This is a genomic window from Asticcacaulis sp. P4_H10, assembly GCF_056400965.1.
The window spans coordinates 347,747-365,109 of record NZ_JBFUKH010000001.1 but is presented as its reverse complement, the minus strand read 5'-3'; the positions used below and the strand labels follow the sequence as shown (position 1 = coordinate 365,109).

The 17,363-nt window shown below is 62.2% G+C and carries 16 protein-coding genes; 1 reads left to right on the top strand and 15 read right to left on the bottom strand.

What is annotated here, in order from left to right:
• Nucleotides 1–39: 39 nt before the first annotated feature.
• The 8 genes from murB to AC1DON_RS01545 form a co-directional block, all read right to left on the bottom strand.
• Nucleotides 40–951 (bottom strand): UDP-N-acetylmuramate dehydrogenase, encoded by a 912-nt coding sequence (gene murB, locus AC1DON_RS01580; RefSeq protein ID WP_476932975.1) that lies wholly within the window; start codon nucleotides 949–951, stop codon nucleotides 40–42.
• Complete coding sequence (locus tag AC1DON_RS01575; RefSeq protein WP_476932974.1) at nucleotides 948–1,406, bottom strand: GFA family protein; 459 nt, start codon at nucleotides 1,404–1,406, stop codon at nucleotides 948–950. The genes murB and AC1DON_RS01575 overlap by 4 nt, the downstream gene beginning before the upstream one ends.
• Nucleotides 1,399–1,869, bottom strand: a complete 471-nt coding sequence (locus tag AC1DON_RS01570) for a hypothetical protein (protein ID WP_476932973.1) — start codon at nucleotides 1,867–1,869, stop codon at nucleotides 1,399–1,401. Before AC1DON_RS01570 ends, AC1DON_RS01575 begins: the two co-directional genes overlap by 8 nt.
• The gene (gene murC / locus AC1DON_RS01565; protein WP_476932972.1) at nucleotides 1,866–3,299 is read right to left on the bottom strand and encodes a UDP-N-acetylmuramate--L-alanine ligase; all 1,434 of its coding nucleotides are present in this window, start codon (nucleotides 3,297–3,299) and stop codon (nucleotides 1,866–1,868) included. Before murC ends, AC1DON_RS01570 begins: the two co-directional genes overlap by 4 nt.
• 62 nt (nucleotides 3,300–3,361) lie before the next feature.
• Nucleotides 3,362–4,477, bottom strand: a complete 1,116-nt coding sequence (locus AC1DON_RS01560) for an AI-2E family transporter (protein ID WP_476932971.1) — start codon at nucleotides 4,475–4,477, stop codon at nucleotides 3,362–3,364.
• 51 nt (nucleotides 4,478–4,528) lie between these two features.
• Nucleotides 4,529–5,596, bottom strand: coding sequence for an undecaprenyldiphospho-muramoylpentapeptide beta-N-acetylglucosaminyltransferase (murG, locus tag AC1DON_RS01555; RefSeq protein WP_476933467.1), 1,068 nt, complete (start codon nucleotides 5,594–5,596; stop codon nucleotides 4,529–4,531).
• A 142-nt stretch (nucleotides 5,597–5,738) separates the two neighbouring features.
• Nucleotides 5,739–6,899: an FtsW/RodA/SpoVE family cell cycle protein gene (locus AC1DON_RS01550; RefSeq protein ID WP_476932970.1), complete on the bottom strand. Its 1,161-nt coding sequence runs from the start codon at nucleotides 6,897–6,899 to the stop codon at nucleotides 5,739–5,741.
• A gap of 93 nt (nucleotides 6,900–6,992) precedes the next feature.
• A complete protein-coding gene (locus tag AC1DON_RS01545; protein WP_476932969.1) occupies nucleotides 6,993–7,394 on the bottom strand; it encodes a response regulator in 402 nt (133 codons plus the stop codon).
• Between the two features lie 193 nt (nucleotides 7,395–7,587).
• Here AC1DON_RS01545 and AC1DON_RS01540 point away from each other — a divergent pair, with 193 nt between their 5' ends.
• Nucleotides 7,588–8,319 carry a Crp/Fnr family transcriptional regulator gene (locus tag AC1DON_RS01540; RefSeq protein WP_476932968.1) on the top strand — a complete coding sequence of 244 codons (732 nt, stop codon included), beginning with the start codon at nucleotides 7,588–7,590 and terminating at the stop codon, nucleotides 8,317–8,319.
• A 101-nt stretch (nucleotides 8,320–8,420) separates the two neighbouring features.
• Here the strand turns inward: AC1DON_RS01540 and murD are convergent, their stop codons facing one another.
• From murD to rsmH, 7 genes are all read right to left on the bottom strand, one after another.
• Entirely contained in the window at nucleotides 8,421–9,854 is a 1,434-nt protein-coding gene (gene murD / locus AC1DON_RS01535; protein WP_476932967.1) for a UDP-N-acetylmuramoyl-L-alanine--D-glutamate ligase, read from the bottom strand.
• Between the two features lie 206 nt (nucleotides 9,855–10,060).
• Nucleotides 10,061–11,173, bottom strand: a complete 1,113-nt coding sequence (gene mraY / locus AC1DON_RS01530) for a phospho-N-acetylmuramoyl-pentapeptide-transferase (RefSeq protein ID WP_476932966.1) — start codon at nucleotides 11,171–11,173, stop codon at nucleotides 10,061–10,063.
• 15 nt (nucleotides 11,174–11,188) lie between these two features.
• Entirely contained in the window at nucleotides 11,189–12,580 is a 1,392-nt protein-coding gene (locus tag AC1DON_RS01525) for a UDP-N-acetylmuramoyl-tripeptide--D-alanyl-D-alanine ligase (protein ID WP_476932965.1), read from the bottom strand.
• 129 nt (nucleotides 12,581–12,709) lie between these two features.
• Complete coding sequence (locus tag AC1DON_RS01520; RefSeq protein ID WP_476932964.1) at nucleotides 12,710–14,182, bottom strand: UDP-N-acetylmuramoyl-L-alanyl-D-glutamate--2,6-diaminopimelate ligase; 1,473 nt, start codon at nucleotides 14,180–14,182, stop codon at nucleotides 12,710–12,712.
• On the bottom strand, nucleotides 14,182–15,927 hold the full coding sequence (locus tag AC1DON_RS01515) for a peptidoglycan D,D-transpeptidase FtsI family protein (protein WP_476932963.1): 1,746 nt from the start codon (nucleotides 15,925–15,927) through the stop codon (nucleotides 14,182–14,184). Before AC1DON_RS01515 ends, AC1DON_RS01520 begins: the two co-directional genes overlap by 1 nt.
• Complete coding sequence (gene ftsL, locus AC1DON_RS01510; protein WP_476932962.1) at nucleotides 15,924–16,391, bottom strand: cell division protein FtsL; 468 nt, start codon at nucleotides 16,389–16,391, stop codon at nucleotides 15,924–15,926. The genes AC1DON_RS01515 and ftsL overlap by 4 nt, the downstream gene beginning before the upstream one ends.
• Nucleotides 16,388–17,362, bottom strand: a complete 975-nt coding sequence (rsmH, locus tag AC1DON_RS01505; protein ID WP_476932961.1) for a 16S rRNA (cytosine(1402)-N(4))-methyltransferase RsmH — start codon at nucleotides 17,360–17,362, stop codon at nucleotides 16,388–16,390. Before rsmH ends, ftsL begins: the two co-directional genes overlap by 4 nt.
• Nucleotide 17,363: the final 1 nt, after the last annotated feature.

Genomic DNA, 17,363 nt, shown 5'->3' with positions numbered 1-17,363 from the left:
AAAATGCTACGCGGTTTTTGAACAAAAAGCGCGACTCAACTAATGCGCGGTCTTGCCGATCCGCTTGATTTCCCAATGCAGGTCGATGCCGAGCTTGGTCTTGACGTCGGCGCGCACCGCCTCGCCCAGACCTTCCAGATCGGCCGCGGAGGCGTCATTGGCATTGATCATGAAGTTGGAGTGCAGTTCCGAGAACTTGGCGCCGCCGAACATGCGCCCGCGCCAGCCGGCTTCGTCGACGCACTGCCAGGCCGACTTGCCCTCCGGGTTCTTGAAAGTCGAACCGCCGGTCTTTTCGCGGATGGGCTGGGTTTGTTCGCGGCGAGCAGTGATGGCTTCCATACGCTCGGTCACGGCGGCTACGTCATCCGGCGTGCCCTGATAGAGCGCGCCGACATAGATCAGGTTGTCGGGATCGGAGTGGCGGTAGGAATAGCCCATCTCGGCGTTCGACAGGGTGACACGCTCGCCTGCGCGGGTGACAGCATAGGCCTCTACCAGCACGTCCTTGGTCTCCGCGCCATAGCAGCCGGCGTTCATGACAATAGCGCCGCCGATGGTGCCGGGTACGCCACGATAGAATTCCAGCCCCGCGATGCCGGCCTGCGCGGCCACCTTGGCAACCTGGGCATCGAGCGCGGCAGCGCCAGCATAGACCTGCGCGCCGTCGCGGGCTTCGACGCCGGCAAAGCCCTTGCCGAGACGGATCACCACGCCCTCGATGCCACGGTCACGCACCAGCAGGTTTGAACCGACGCCAATGGCCAGCACAGGAATGCCGGGATCGAGCGCTTTCAAGAATTCACATAAATCGGAAATGTCTTCCGGAATAAATACGACGTCGGCCGGTCCGCCGACGCGGAACCAGGTAAACGGCGCCAATGCCGCGTCGCGCATGATACGCCCGCGCACCGGCGGCAATTCGTCAACCCAGGTCTTGATGAAGCTCATGTCGTCTCCGCTTGATAACTGACCAGGCCCCTGGCGCGTTCATCGCTCTCAGGGTCGCTGCTTTCCTCTGGCATGCCGTCGCAAAGTTGCAGCCAGGGCAGCTTCGATTCGACGCCGTAATGCTGCTCCAGCCGCAGGTCTTCCGGGTGATCGAGCGAGCCGATGGTCACGCAGTTCCACTCGCCTTTGTCGTAGCCAAAGTACAGCGGCGTACCGCAATCGCGACAGAAGGCACGCTTGGCGACCGAAGAACTTTGGTAGAAGGCCGGCTCGCCCTTCGTCCACTTTAGCTGGTTCTTGTAGACGCCCGTCAAACTGGCAAAGACATTGCCGACGGCGCGCCGGCACATGCGGCAATGGCAGAAGTGCGTGCCCGATGGTGGCACCGCCAGTTCATAACGCACCGCTCCGCACTGACAGCCGCCCGAAACAGATGCAGCGCGAACTTCACTCATTGTCCAACATCGCGTCTATATGCTCCAGTTGCTGAGCGTTCCGAACTTTTTGACGCTGCCGCCAGACAGGATTCAGCTTGCCGAGCAAGTCTTCCTGAATGCGACTGGTTTCGAGGTGCGTGGAAATCGCCATTCTACGGAGGTCTTCCACGTCCTTAGGAATTTGCAAAGTCTTCAAATCTATTGGCTGGCGCGCAGGCCGGTATATCGGCACCATATTCTCGGTTACATTCGAAAATATGGTCTCAAGGACTTCATCAGCATCGTCACTCTCAACAACGACATCGACTAAGTCTTTTTCCTGATACGTTACGACGTATTTGGAGCCGTCCGGACTGAGTTCAACATGCAACCCGCCCTTCTTTGGCTGGTTGCAAGTCGGCATCATAATCGCCGGCGCTTCGATGATAGCGCCGTAGCGATGCATCTCTTCGCAGAGCTCCACCAAAGGCAGGGCAATCATGGCGCCTTCAGCGCTTCCAGTTGCCCCGGCAGGGCATAGGCCCACTGCGTGATGTCACCGGCGCCGAGGCAGACGACCAGATCGCCTTCCCTGGCTTCGGCAGCAATCAGTTGCGGCAGTTGCGCCGGCCCGTCGAGCGCCACGGCGTTGCGATGGCCGAAGCGATGAAGCCCCGCAACCAGATCCGCCTTGGACACACCTTCAATCGGCTGTTCGCCGGCGCTGTAAACATCGGCGACGATGACTGCATCGGCGTCATGGAAACACGACGAGAACTCATTCATCAGATCACGCAGCCGCGTATAGCGGTGCGGCTGGACGACGGCGATGACACGGCCCTGGCCAACGACCTGACGCGCCGCCTTGAGCACGGCGGCGATTTCAACCGGGTGATGACCATAATCGTCGATGACGCGGATTCCGCCCACGATACCCGTCGTCGTAAAGCGGCGCTTGACGCCGCCGAAACCGCCCAGGCCCTTGCGGACAGCGTCTTCGCCGATGCCCAGCTCACGCGCCAGCGCAATCGCGGCCGTCGCGTTGGAGACATTGTGGTTGCCGGTCATCGGCAGCTTCAGCTTTTCCCAGGTGAAGGGTTCAACGCCGGTCGGTGAGAAGACAACGTCGAAGACGGCGCCTTCGGGGCCAAATTCGATATTGGTGCAGCGGACCTCGGCCTGCGGGCTGACGCCGTAAGGGATCAGGCGGCGGTTGTCGATCTTGGCGGACAGGGCCTGGACTTCCGGGTGGTCGATGCAGACGGCGGCAAAACCGTAGAAGGGGATGTTCTCGATAAAGTCGCAGAAGCCCTTCTTGACCGCTTCGAAGTCGCCCCAGTGATCAAGGTGTTCCGGATCGATGTTGGTGACGATGGCCAGGGTCGATTTCAGACGCAGGAACGAGCCGTCCGACTCGTCGGCCTCGACGACGATCCAGTCGCCGTCGCCGACCTTGGCATTCGTGCCATAGGCGTTGATGATGCCGCCATTGACCACGGTCGGATCGAAACCGCCGGCATCGAGCAGCGCGGCAACCATCGAGGTCGTCGTCGTCTTGCCGTGCGTACCGCCGACGGCGATCGAAAACTGCAAGCGCATCAGTTCGGCCAGCATCTCGGCGCGGCGAACCAGCGGTACGCGACGACGGCGCGCTTCGACCATCTCCGGATTGTCGGATTTGACAGCCGTCGAATAGACCAGCGCGCAGACGCCGTCACTGACGTGTTCCGTGGCGTGGCCGATGAAAATCCTGGCGCCCAGCTTTTCCAGGCGCTCGGTATTGGCCGAGGCCTTGGCGTCCGAGCCTTGCACCTTATAGCCGATCTTGATCATGATTTCGGCGATGCCGCTCATGCCGATGCCACCGATGCCGACGAAGTGGACGGGACCGAGATCGAACGGAGTCGGACGGACTTTGGAGATGGAGGCCATGGGCAGGACACACTTACGAAGTCAGGGAAAGCGCAGGCTTTTAGACCAGCTTGCGGCGGCTGTCACTCTACGTTTTTCGGCGCCACGCCTGCTTCGCGCAGATCGAGATAACGCTTGATCAGCGAGAACAGGATGACCGTGATCGGCATGGCATAAAGCACGCCCATCGGCCCCAGCAGACCGGCAAAGCCGACGATAGCGAACAGGGTCAGGACCATCGGCACTTCGGAAATCTGCTTCTGCACCATCGGCGTAAGGAGATTGCTCTCCAACTGCGAGACGCCGACATAGAGGGCCAGGGTCCACAGGAAAGGCTCGGTGCCGCCGACGCCCGCCAGCAGCAGGCCGGGACCGGCGGACAGGACCGGACCGACGACCGGCACGAACTGCGCCAGACCGGCCATCAGGCCGAGCGCCAAAGCTGACGGCACGCCGATGATCGCCAGACCCACGCCGACGAGCACGCCGACCAGGACCATCGAAATGAACTGGGCGATGAACCACTTCTTCAGCGCTTCACCGCTGGTGTTCATGCTCTCCAGCAGGGCGGGCCGCTGGTCCTTGGGGAACAGCGAAATCAGGCCGTCGCGATACTTGCCGGGATGCATGGCCAGCATGACGCCGGCGATCGTTGCGACCAGGATATTCGCAATGCTGGACAGGATATTGCCGGCAATGCCCGGCAGCTTCGAGGCAAAGCCGCCCGCCTGCTGCCCCAGTGCGGTAAACTGCGCCTGTACCTCGTCACCCAGCGGCATGGCGTGAAGCCGTGACTGGAAAGCGGCCCACGCAGCCGGCAATTCTTTCGTCAGGGTTTCGACCTGAATGCCGATCTGGACACCGAACAGATACATTGTCAGGCTGATCAGCGCCAGAACACCGACCAGTGCCAGGACAACGGCCAATGTCTCATTGAGCTTGAGATAGCGTATAAGCGGTTCAGATATGCCGCGCAGAATGACGGCGATAATGATAGCGCCGAAAATCAGCAACCAGAGGCCGTAGAGCTTCAGGGCCAGCCAGGCCAGCGCGACCGCCAGCATGACGAACAGAACGCGATGCATGAATCCGGTGGTCAGGCCCTGCGGCACGGCTTCCGCCGAGCCATGGGCCACAGCTGTTTTGGATGTCGTCGTTTGAGTCGTGCGCTTTGGTGTCGGTTTTGGATCGGCAGCCATAATCCCTCCCAGCAGAATCGGGGGGATAATGCGGCCTGCGCTATAAAAACGCTATTCTTTTGCAGTCTTGCCCGTGACAGACTCCACGGTGCGTTCAACGAGATCAGCCAACTGCCTGGCCGCATCAGGCCGCGCAACCGACTTGGCGGCGCCGGAGCGCATCGGTAGCAGTTCGGCGGCTTCGATCAACTCGCGGATTTCGGCGGACAGCCGCTCGGCCGTGACGTCATCTTCCTTAAGCACGACCGCCGCCTTGGCTTCGCGCAGGACCTCGGCATTGTAGGTCTGGTGATCGTCGGCGGCAATCTTGAGCGGGATCAGCAGCGACGGCTTGCCGGCCACAGCCAGTTCGCACACCGTCGATGCCCCTGCCCGGCCGATGACGAGGTGCGCGCGGCCCAGGCGGTCGGCCATATCGTTGAAGAAGGGCGCGATTTCGGCGTCGATCTCGGCGTCGGCATAGATTTTTTTCGCCAGTTCGACCTGTTCGGCGCGCGTCTGCTGCTCGACCTTCAGGTTGATGCGCAGCGACATGGGCAGCAGCGCCAAGGCTTTCGGCACCGTCTCGGACAGGATCTTGGCGCCTTGCGAGCCGCCGGTGACCAGGATGGTCAGCGTCTTATCGACCGGCGGAAACGGCTGATCGAAAAGCGCACGGATGTCAGGACGGACCGGGTTGCCGACGACCTGGACCTTGCCTTCCAGTTCCGGCGGCGCCAGGCGCAGCACCGGAAAAGCGCAGGCGACGGCATCGACCTTGGCCGCCAGCTTACGGTTCGAACGGCCGAGTACCGAATTCTGTTCATGGATCAGCGTCACGTCCTTGCGCATCAGCGCCGCCGTCAGTGCCGGAAAGGACGGGTAGCCGCCAAAGCCAATGACGGCCCACGGCTTGAGACGCTTGAACGCCGCTCTAGCCTGCAACACCCCCATACCGATCTTGATGGCGGCGCGGATCATGCCGATCGGATCGCCGTTCTTGAAGGTCGCAGCCTCGAGCGACAGCCGCTCCTTCGCCGGGAACTTTTCGGCGTAGGCGGCGCCGCGCGAATCGGATGCCAGCACGATGTCCCAGCCGCGGTCGATTAGCTCACGCGCCAAGGCTTCGGCAGGAAACATATGCCCGCCCGTACCACCGGCAGCGACGATGGCCAGAGGCTTGTCAGCGAAGGAAGAGGCTTTGCGGCGGAGTTTGGCAACCAAGGGAGTACCTGCAAACGGAAAACGAGTCAGACGTGATTAGCACAATGCCGGAGCACCATCACCAGTTTGTCGGGTCGTCGTCCTGCTCTGTCACTTCGTCGCGGCGCTTACGCGTCAGGGCCAGGATGAAGCCCATGGTCAGGCCCATGGCCAGCATCGATGAGCCACCATACGAGATGAATGGCAGGGTCATGCCCTTGGGCGGTATAAGCCCCAGATTGACGCTAACATTGATGATCACCTGGGTGCCGACCATGATGTAGAGGCCGGAGGTCGCGATCTGGCGGAACGGGTCCTGCATGGCCATCGACTTGGCCAGGCCGCGCACCACCACGAAGGCGAAGATGCCGATCAGGATCAGGGTCAGCCACAAACCATATTCCTCAGCGACGACCGAGTAGATGAAGTCGGTGTGCAGGTCGGGGATGTGGCGCTTCATGACGCCTTCGTTTAGCCCCTGGCCGAAGAAGCCGCCATTGGCGATAGCCGCCTTGGCGCTGTTGACCTGGTACTTGTCGCCGCCTTCGGTGATGAAGCCGAGGATACGATTGCGGAAGTGCGGCTGGATGAAGAACAGGGCGACGAGGCCCGAAGCCGCCGCGCCAAGCATGCCGATGATCCAGCGGAACGGCACGCCCGAGATAAAGAAGCAGGCGCCGAAGGCCACGGTGATCAGGATCGACTGGCCGACATCGGGCTGGATGAGCAAGAGCGCGATGGCCAGGCCATAGAGCCCGAAGGCGATGGTCACACCGGGCACGCCCTTGCCCTTCTGGCCTTCGGAGAACATCCAGGCGATAAGAATGACCAGGGCGGGCTTGAGGAATTCCGAGGGCTGCAAAGCAAACGGCCCGAGATCGAGCCAGCGTTGGCCGCCCTTAGCCGAGTGGCCAACGACCGGCAAGAGCGCCATGACGCCAATGGCCAATGCATAGACAACCAGGCCGACCCGTCGCACGCCGCGAAGCGACAGCATCGACACCGCCACCATCAGGCCCGATGTCATCACGGCGAACAGGAAATGGCGCTTGGTGTAGTAGAAGGCGTCGTAGTCGCTGGTATGCGGCGCGGCGACAGGACTCGAAGAAAACGAGAAGAAGAAGCCCAGCAGCAGCAGGATCAGGATCAGCGACAGGGTGACGCGATCGAGTGTCCACCACCACATGGCGGTAGGCGACCGGTCGGTGCGGGTGAACGGGTGGGCATAGGCGCTGGGCATGCGGCTCCGGTACGCGAAAACTGCCAGAAGATCCTGACAAGCAGACCCGACAGGATTCACCAGAGCGTGGTTAATTTTGCCTTAACTGACGCCTTATCGCTGTGCGCGAATGCCGGCAATGACGCCTTCCAGCGTCTCATAGGGGACGGGCTTGACGAGATAATGATGAAAGCCCGCTTCGTCGGCGCGGCGACGGTAACTTTCGCCCTCCCAGCCGGTCTGGGCGACGAAGACTGTATTGGCAAATTCCGGCAGGGCACGCATGGCCTTGCACAGGTCGAAGCCGTCCATGCCGGGAAGGCCGATGTCCAGCAGCGCGATGTCGGGCGCGTAGCCGCCAGCGGTCAACGCATCCTGCGGACTATGCGACAGACTGAATTCGCAGTCCATCATCTCGACCATCCAGCCGGTGGTCTGCGCAGCGGCGGCATTGTCATCGACGATCAGCACACGCAAGGTTGCACTCTGCGTTTCCGGAGTCTCATTCACTGCCACCAACCTACCCTTTTTAGAAAAAGCCACATTAGAGCAGCAATTTACACAGCTGCCGCCGGGCCACATTGCCGCCTTATGACGCAGCAGTCTAGATCACATCGATACGAGAATCGATCCTTGTGTGCCTAAGTAACAGTTTTCATTCACCTTGTCTGTACATTAGTGCACACAAGCGGACAATTGAGCTGGATCAATGACTGCCGCGACCAAGCTAGATCTTTCCCAGAATATGCTGCTGTCCGTCCTGAACGAAGACGACCGTCAGCGCCTCCTGCCGCATATGATGGTTCTGGACCTGTCCGCTGAAACCATTCTTGTGCATACAGGGCAGGATGTTGTCGATACGTGGTTTCCGTGTGGCAGCGCCATGGCGGGTTTCTGCATCCGGGGAGCAAACGGCCATTCGGTCGACGTTGCCTTTGTTGGCCGCGAAGGCGCAATCGGCGGCATCGTGTCACATGGCAGCATCCCGGCCTATTCGACCGCTGTCGTACGCGTTCCCGGAACCTTTCTGCGCATCAAGACTTCGGCGCTTGAACAGGCCAAGCTGGATTCCATCCACCTCAGGCACTGGTTCTCGCGGTATTCGGACTGTCTGCTGGCTCAGGTCTTCCAGACCTCGGCGTGCAATGCCACACACACCATCCGGCAACGCATCGCCAAGCTGATCCTGGCGGGACTGGAGCGCACCGGCAGCACGGACATCCCCATGACGCAGGAGCAACTCGCCGACATGCTGGGCGTCGGGCGGACCTTTGTCAGCCGGATACTGGGCACAATGCGGAAACAGGGCATCGTCGAATCGCGCCGAGGCACGCTGGTGATCCGGAATCTGCAGGAACTGCGCGGCGAATCGTGCCGCTGCACCCAGGCGATCGAGGACCATTTCGACGCCGTGCTACACGGCATCTATCCAAAGCCGTAAGAGCGCATCCCCAGAAGTGGGAAACGGTTTTGGGAAAAGATGCGCGTCAAAAAAAGCGCATCTCCAAAACTGTGCGGCGGTTTGGGGATGCGCGAAAAACCTCAGGTCTTTGCCGAAACATCGACGCCCGATACGGCGGCCGATTTGGAAATCTCGTCGACGGCGTCGCGGAAGGCATCGCCGCGCGCTTCGAAGTCGGTGAACTGGTCGAAGCTGGCGCACGCCGGCGAAAAGAGCACGACCTCCTCTTTGCCGGACTTTTCCGCTGCAGCATAGGCTTGGGCAACTGCCGTAAACAGGTGGCGTGACTGGGTGCACGGCGCCGCCTTGCCGATCGTCTTTTCGAACAGTTCCGCCGCTTCGCCGATAAGATAGGCGTGCTTCACCTTCGGGAACAGATCGCGCAATTCGTCGATACCGCCGGCCTTGGCCTTGCCGCCGGCGATCCAGAAGAATTTTTCGTAGCTCGACATTGCCTGTCGGGCAGCGTCTGAATTGGTCGCCTTGGAATCGTTGATGAAGCGCACCTTGCCGATACGGCCGATCTCCTGCATGCGGTGCGCCAGGCCCGGGAAGGACCGCATTCCAGAAACAATCGCTTCGGCGCCGAGACCCAGCGCCTTGCACGCCGCATAGGCGGCAGCGGCGTTCTGCCAGTTGTGGCGGCCGGTAAGCGTCCGCACGGTCTTCAGATCGATGATCTGGCGCGCCCGGCCTTCGGAGCTGTCGAACAGCACGCCGTTGATGGCATAGACGCCCTCACCGACATTGCGCTTGGACGAGATCGGCACCAGCTTGACCGGATGGCCGCCGCGCATCTCGGAAATTACGCGCGTGCTGTAGTCGTCGTCGCTGCCGATGACCGCGACATCAGCCTCAGTCTGGTTCATGAAGATGCGCTTCTTAGCCGCGATATAGCCGTCCATGCCGCCGTGGCGGTCGAGATGGTCCGGCGAGAAGTTCATCAGCACCGCGACGTCGGGTTTGAAAGTCAGGGTCAGGTCAAGCTGATAAGACGATGTCTCGATGACATAGATCGAGCCGGCGTGCATCGATGACGGCAGGTCGAGAATGCCGATACCGATATTGCCACCGATGTGGACGTCCTTGCCTGCCGCTTTGAGGATATGGCCGATCAGGGCTGTTGTCGTCGATTTGCCGTTGGTGCCTGTGATCGCCACCGTCTTCGGGCGCTTGCGCTCCGGAAGCGCCGCGATGGTCCGTGCAAACAGCTCGATATCGCCGAGGATAGGCACGCCAGCAGCCTTGGCCATCTGGACGGTCCAGTGCGGCTCGGGGTGCGTCAGCGGCACACCCGGTGACAGCATGAAGGCGTCGATTTCCGACCAGTCGGTGTTCTTGAGGTTCTCGACCGTGAAGCGCTCCTTGGTCGCGGCCATGACCGAGGCAGGCTTGTCGTCCCACAACAACGGCTCTGCGCCGCCGGCCTTGAGCGCGCGGGCGGCAGAAAGGCCTGAGCGGCCGAGGCCGAAAATGGCGACGCGCTTGCCTTCAAAACCTTTGACGGGGATCATGATAAGAAGGCTCCTCAGAAAGCGTTTTCTTTTCCTTCCCCGTTTACGGGGAAGGTGGATTTTGAGTGCGCTAAGCACTCAAAAGACGGAAGGGGGAACTGTAAGTTCCCCTAACGCCAGCACCTGCATCCCCCTCCCACCGCTTCGCGGTCCCCCCTCCCCGTAAACGGGGCGGGAACTATAGGAGCGAGTAGCATCGCCGGCACTTAACGCAACTTCAACGTTGCCAGGCCGACCATGGCCAGCAGGGCCGCGACGATCCAGAAGCGGATGACGACGGTCGATTCCGGCCAGCCTAGCTTTTCGAAATGGTGGTGGATCGGCGCCATCAGGAAGATGCGCTTCTTGGTCAGCTTGAAATAGCCGACCTGGATCATGACCGACATGGCCTCGACCACGAACAGGCCGCCGATGATCGCCAGGACGATTTCGTGCTTGGTCGCCACGGCCACGGCGCCCAGACCACCGCCAAGCGCCAGCGAACCGGTGTCGCCCATGAAGATCTTGGCCGGTGGGGCGTTGTACCACAAAAAGCCCATGCCCCCGCCGATGATAGCGGCGCAGATGACCGCGACTTCACCAGCGCCGGGCACCCAGTGGACAATAAGATATTCGGCAAATTTGAAGTTACCGACGACATAGGCGATGAAACCAAAGGCAGCGGCGGCGATCATCACCGGCACGATCGCTAGGCCGTCGAGACCGTCCGTCAGATTGACGGCGTTCGACGCGCCGACAATGACAACGGCGCCAAAGACGACAAAGAACAGGCCCAGATCAAAGACGGCATTCTTGAAGATTGGCAGGACCAGGGACGTCGCCAGTTTCGGCGCATCGGGCGGCTGGGGCGTATAATAGATCAGGACCAGGACGGCCACGACCGCAATGGCGATCTGGGCGATCAGCTTTTGGATCGAGGTCAGGCCGGCCGAGGTTTGCTTGGTCACCTTGGCGTAGTCGTCGATATAGCCCAGCACGCCAAAGGCCATGGTCACGCCGAACACGACCCAGGCCGAGGCCGATCGCGGGTCGATCCACAGCAGGGTCGATACGGCGATGCCGGCCAGGATCATCAGCCCGCCCATGGTTGGCGTGCCCTTCTTGGTCAGCAGGTGGCTTTGCGGGCCATCCTCGCGGATCGGCTGGCCCTTGCCCTGGCGGGCGCGCATCCAGTTGATGAAGCGCGAGCCCATGGCTACAGCGACGATCATGGCTGTGATCAGGGCCAGAAAGACGCGCACCGTCTGGTAGCGCATCAGGTTGATCAGCGGCCAGTGCTGGTTCAGGCTGTTGAGGTGCTCGTACAGCAGATAGAACATGTGACTTATGCGTCCTTAAGCAGAGAGCAACATTTTGGCGATGAGACCGGCCTTCGAACCGTTCGAGCCCTTTACCATGATTAGGTCCCCGCTGCGCAAGTCCGCAGTGAGGCCTTCGGTCAAATCGGCGGCACTGGCGGCGTAGCGCCCGCGCAGGCGCTCCGGCAGCACGTCCCACAGATTTTTCATCAACGGCCCGGCGAGATAGACGCTGTCGATATCGAGCGCTTCCAGCGTGGTGCTGAGCCCTGCATGCAGATCAGCCTCGTCGGGTCCAAGCTCCAGCATATCGGTCATGACAACGACCTTGCGGCCATTGCCCTTGTCGCTGTCGGCAAGCGATTTCAGCGTCGCGACCATGGACACCGGATTGGCGTTGTAGCTTTCGTCGATGATGGTGATGGTCCCGTCCTTGAACGGCTTTTCGGTCACCTTGCCGCGCCCCTCCAGCGTCGGTGCGTCTTCGAGCGAGGCGATCGAGATGTCGAGATCGACGCCAAGCACTTCGAGCATCAGCAGGACCGACAGGGCATTAACCGCCTGGTGCCTGCCCGTGTGCGACAGGCCAAACGCGATATCGCGGCCATGGAAACGCGCTTCGACGCGGGCGCGGTCGCCGGCGATGCTGTGCGACACCAGTTGCGCGTCGTTGCCGCCGCCTTCGCCAAAAGCCGAAACCAATGCCCCTGCCGCGCGCGCTTCGCTCGACAGAAAATCGAACCAGCGATTGTCGGCATTGAGGATGGCCAGCCCGCCCGGCAGCAGGCCGTCGAAGATTTCCGCCTTGGCGCGGGCCACACCCTGTTCGCCATCGGGGAAGTTTTCAGTATGGACCGCGCCGACCGTCGTGACGATGACGGCGTGCGGCGCGACGAATTCCGACAGCGGCGTAATCTCGTCGGCATGGTTCATGCCGATCTCGAAAACGGCGCGTTCCGTGTCACGCGGCATCCGCGCCAGGGTCAGCGGCACGCCGATATGGTTGTTGAAGCTCTTGATTGCAGAATGCGCCCGGCCGGCGCGGCGCAGGCCCTGCATGACCATTTGCGTCACAGAGGTCTTGCCGACCGAACCCGTAACGGCGCCACGTTTGGCGGTCGCGGCGCGATTGCGGGCGAAGACGCCGAGGTCTTCGAGGGCGCGCAGGACGTCGGGCACCAGCAGGCACGGCCCGCCTTCGACCGGACGGCGGGTGATGGCGACTGCCGCGCCCGATGCAAACGCCTGCGGGACAAAGTCATGGCCGTCGCGCACGCCTTGCAGCGCCAGAAAAATGTCGCCTTGGGTCAGCCCCCGGCTGTCGAAATTGATACCATTGGCTTCGGTCGGCCCACCGTTGCCGGCGCCGACAAAGGTCCCGCCGGTTGCTTCGGCAAGCTCGCTAAAAGTCCATAAAGCTGACGTCATCGTGTACTCATTCCCGGCGCAAGCAGACTCAACCGGCCTAAAAGGCCCCCTCTCCCTGCTTGCGGGAAGAGGGTGGGCGCGGGGCGGCGAGCCTGAGGGGCAAACCAAATCAGCCCCAACTCATCGCCATTAGCCGTTAAGCGCCTGCTTCACAACACTGACGTCATCGAACGGCAGAACCTTGCCGGCGATGATCTGGCCCTGCTCATGCCCCTTGCCGGCAACGACCAGTACATCACCGGCCTTCAGCTTGGCCACGGCTTCGAAGATGGCTTCTTTCCGATCGCCGATCTCGACGGCCGACTTGCCCATACCTGTCATGACTTCGGCGCGAATGGCGGCCGGGTCTTCAGAACGCGGATTGTCGTCGGTGACGATGGCGCGGTCGGCCAGGCGATCGGCGATCCCCCCCATCAAAGGCCGCTTTGTGCGGTCCCGGTCGCCGCCGCAACCGAAGACGCAGACCAGCTTGCCCTGGGTGTGCGGACGCAGGGCGTTCAACACGGTCTCCAAACCATCTGGCGTATGGGCATAATCGACATAGACCTCGGCGCCGTTCGACTTGGAGCCGACGCGTTCCAGCCGGCCACGTGCGCCTTGCAGTTTCGACAGGGCGTGGATAACGCCCTCGGCGTCCTGACCGGCGGCGATAGCCAGACCGGCGGCGACCAGGGCGTTCGATGCCTGAAACAGGCCCGCCAGCGGCAGCTTGGTCTCGTAGGACCGGCCCTTGTAGTCGAGATAGAGGATCTGGCCGTCGACGGTCAGGTCCCGTCCGGTCATGCACAGGGACTGGCCGCGCTCGCCGACGCTCATGACACTAAGCCCCGACATGATCGAGGTCGCGGCAAAGGCGTTATAGCCATCGGAATCGGCATTGAGCACTGCCGTCCTACCGCGCGGCAGCAGGCTTTCGAACAGGCGCAGCTTGGCCGTGCGATAGGCAGCCATGGTGGCGTGGTAGTCGAGGTGGTCCTGGGTAAGGTTGGTAAAGCCCGCCGCCGTCAGTGAGACGCCATCGAGGCGGCGTTGATCGATGCCATGCGAAGACGCCTCAAGGGCCAGGAAAGTCACGCCGTCGCGCGCCAGGTCGGCCAGGTGACGCGACAAATCGGCGGCGTCGGGCGTCGTCAGGCCGGGGCCGGTGATGGCCTCTTCGCTGCCGTCGCGCATGGACTTGACGACACCCAGCGTGCCCATGCTGGCCGAGGTGTGGCCCAGGCTCGCGAATATCTGGCGGCAGAAGGTGGCGACGCTGGTCTTGCCGTTGGTGCCGGTGATGGCGACGCAGGTCCGGGGCTGCGAACCGTAGAAGTTCTTGGCGGCCAGCGCATAGGCGCGGCGCACGTCCGACACCTTGACGAGTGCCGTATTGCCGACCTCAATGGCATTGGTATCGTCGGGCGCCAGGACAGCAGCCGCGCCCTTGGCGAGCGCCTGGGGGATGAAGTCGCGGCCGTCAATGGCCGTGCCCGGCAGGGCGCAGAACAGCGTGCCGGCATTGACCTTGCGGCTGTCGGCCGTCACGCCGGTGACGATCGGATCGTTGTCGAGATCGCGTCGCAGGATATCGGAAAGGCGCAGGCCATGTACGCTAGCCATCAGTGTTCTTCCTCAACAGCCTGGATAGGCGCCTTGTCCCATTGCGGCATGGCGAACTTGTCTTCCCGGCGCGCCACACCGACAAACGGCGCGATGCGGTCGATGACACGGCCGGCGACGGGCGCGGCCACCAGACCGCCCATCCGTGAGCCGTTGCTTTCGGGCGCACCCTGCGGCGAGTCGTAGATGGTGAGAACCAGGTAACGATCGCCGTCCACAGGTCCGTCGGTCGGGAAGACGGCGGCAAATGAGGCGATGTTGTCGGAAGTATAGCCCCCGCGGCCAGGCTTTTGGGCGGTACCCGTCTTGCCCCCGACGCGCAGGCCCGGCGCATTGGCACGGGCGCCCGAGCCCTTAGTGACATTGGCGCGCATCAGGTCCAGCATGGTCCGCGACGTCGCCGCCGAGAAGACGCGCTCACCTGTCAGCGGCGTATGGCCGTCGTACTTCTTGATGGTCAGCGGCCGGTGATAGCCGCCATTGAGCAGCGGCATGATCGCTTCGGCGAAGCTCAAAGGCGTGATGGCGATACCCTGGCCGAAGGCGGTCTGGACCAGCGACAGGTCGGTCCAGGTCTTGGGGTAGAGTGGCGAGGCCGGCTCCGTCAGTTCGATCTCCGCCGAGCGAAACAGGCCGATGGCTTCGTAATAGCGGGTAAAGTTTTCCTTGCCGGCATTCAGCGCGACATAGCCGGTGCCGATGTTCGACGACTTGATAAAGACGTCCTCCAGGCCAATGAAGGAATTGGTGGCGTGCAGGTCGTGGATCTTGCGGCCGCCGACCATCAGGGGCTGGCGCGCGTCATAGACCGAGTTCATCGACGCCGTGCCGGTATCAAGCCCGATACCAATCGAAATCGCCTTGAAGATCGAGCCCAGTTCGTAGCGATCGACCGCCGCGAGATTGCGCTTATGGGTTTCGGGATAATCGCCCGGACGGTTGAGGTCGAATTCCGGCCACGACGCCATGCCCAGCAGTTCGCCGGTGCGAACATTAAGCACGATGCCGACGGCGCCTTGCGCCTTCTGGGCCATCGCCGTGGCGCGAAGTTCGTTTTCGAGTGCACCCTGGACGCGCAGGTCCATGGCCAGCGGCACGGCCTGACCGGTAGCCGAGGCGACGATCTGGTCTTCCAGCGATTTTTCGGCACCGGACATGCCTTCGCCGGCGCGCTTGGTCATGCCGATGTAAAATGCGCCCGTCGTCCCCAGCGGATAGCGGCGGACGCGCTGGGCTTCGAAAGACACGCCCGGCAGGCCGTATTCCAGCAAGCGGGTGCGATCCATGGCGTCGAGATTGCCGGTCAGCAGCGCGCGCCCCTCGCGGCGGAACGCCTTGTCGAGGTTCTCGCGCGGCAGGTTGGGGAAGAGCTGCGCCAGCGCCCGGCGGACATAGACGCGGTCGTCCGCCGTCATGTCGGTCGGGTCGACGAACAGGTCAAAATTGTCGATGTCGGTCGCCAGCAGGGCGCCGTTGCGGTCGACCAGTTGACCACGCGCGTGCGCCCCGCCGGTCAGGGCAGCGATCTGCTCGGTGCCGTGGAACAAGGAGGCACGCGCCGCGAACAGCATCAGCAGGCAGTAGACGGTGCCCAGGCAGCACAGGATGATGAAGATGCGCATGCGCGTCGAGCGCGCCTTTTCACCCGTTGCATTGGCGCGCTCAAATGCGTGCTCGACCTTCCAGACGCGATCGGCAACCCATTGGAACCCGGACTGGGTCGAGTCGAAAAGCCCCACCTTCATCGTGCGCCCTCCGCCTTCGACAGCGACACAGGGACAGGTTGCGGCGCGGGCGCCTTGTGATCGGTCTTGGAGATCAGGTCGTCGGGCGACGTAGCCACTGCGGGCGCCACTGGCACGGTCGGCGCCGCGACGGGACGCGAGGTTGCGCGCGAAATATCACCCAGCGCATCCAGCTGGGTTTCATGCGACGACGCCACCGGCTTCATGCCGAGATAGGTCGTGGCCAGGGCTTCGAGGCGCGCCGGCCGCTCAAGTTCCGCCACCTTGACGCGCAGGTCCTGCACCGTCTTGGATTCCTCCGCGATCTGCTCATCCAGCTTGGCCAGGCGCTTGATGTCCTCCCCTTCCCTCGCCTTCGACAGGCAAACCCAGAAGATCATGCCCAGCGCCAGCACAAGGCCGATGATCTCGATCAGGCGCACGCCCCTGATACGCTGTTCGAAAAGGGAGAGAAACGCCTTCATGAGCGGTTTTTCCTTGGTTGGGTACGCGATACTAAAGCAGCAGAGGTGCGCCGGACGGCGCGCAGCTTGGCGGAACGGGCGCGCGGATTGGCGGCCAGTTCGGCTTCGGAGGGTGCGATGGCCTTGGGGGTCACCAGGCTGAAAACAGGCGTCGAAACGTTGAGCTGCTGAGGCGCATAACGCGACCCGCCTGGCTGCTTGCCCGAACGCTCGTTGAAGACATTCTTGACGATGCGATCTTCCAGCGAGTGGAAGGTCACGACCGCCAGTATACCGTCGGGCTTGAGCAGGGTTTCTGCGACATCGAGCGCGCGTTCCAGCTCGCCCAGCTCGTCATTGACGGCGATGCGCAGGGCCTGGAAGGTCTTTGTCGCCGGGTGCACGGGCGCGCCACGGCGGCCACCCAGCGCCTTTTCGACGACTTCGGCCAGGTCCAGCGTCCGTTCAAACGGACGTTCCATACGCCGGCGGGTGATGGCGGCGGCAATGCCGCGCGACTTGTGCTCTTCACCGTACAGCCAGATGATGTGGGCAATGTCGTCCTTGTCATCGTTATTGACGATGTCGGCGGCGCTGCGCCCGTCGGCACTCATGCGCATGTCGAGCGGCCCGTCCCGCAGGAAGGAAAAGCCGCGCTCGGCTTCGTCGAGTTGCATCGACGACACGCCGATATCGAGGACGATGGCGTCACAGGATGCATGGCCCAGTTCCGCCAGGCCTTCCTTCATCTCGGAGAAGCAGCGATTCACCCACTGGAAGCGGTCGGGATACTCGCTTTTCAGTGCCTCGACATAGGGCTTGACGCGGATGTCGCGGTCGAACGCAACGACATGGGCGCCGTTCTTGAGGAATTCACGCGAATAGCCACCGGCGCCGAACGTGCCATCGACCACCAGGCGGCCTTCAAGGTTACCAAGCGTGGTTAGCACCTCGGGCAACAGGACGGACAGGTGAGCGGGCGCGGTCGTCATG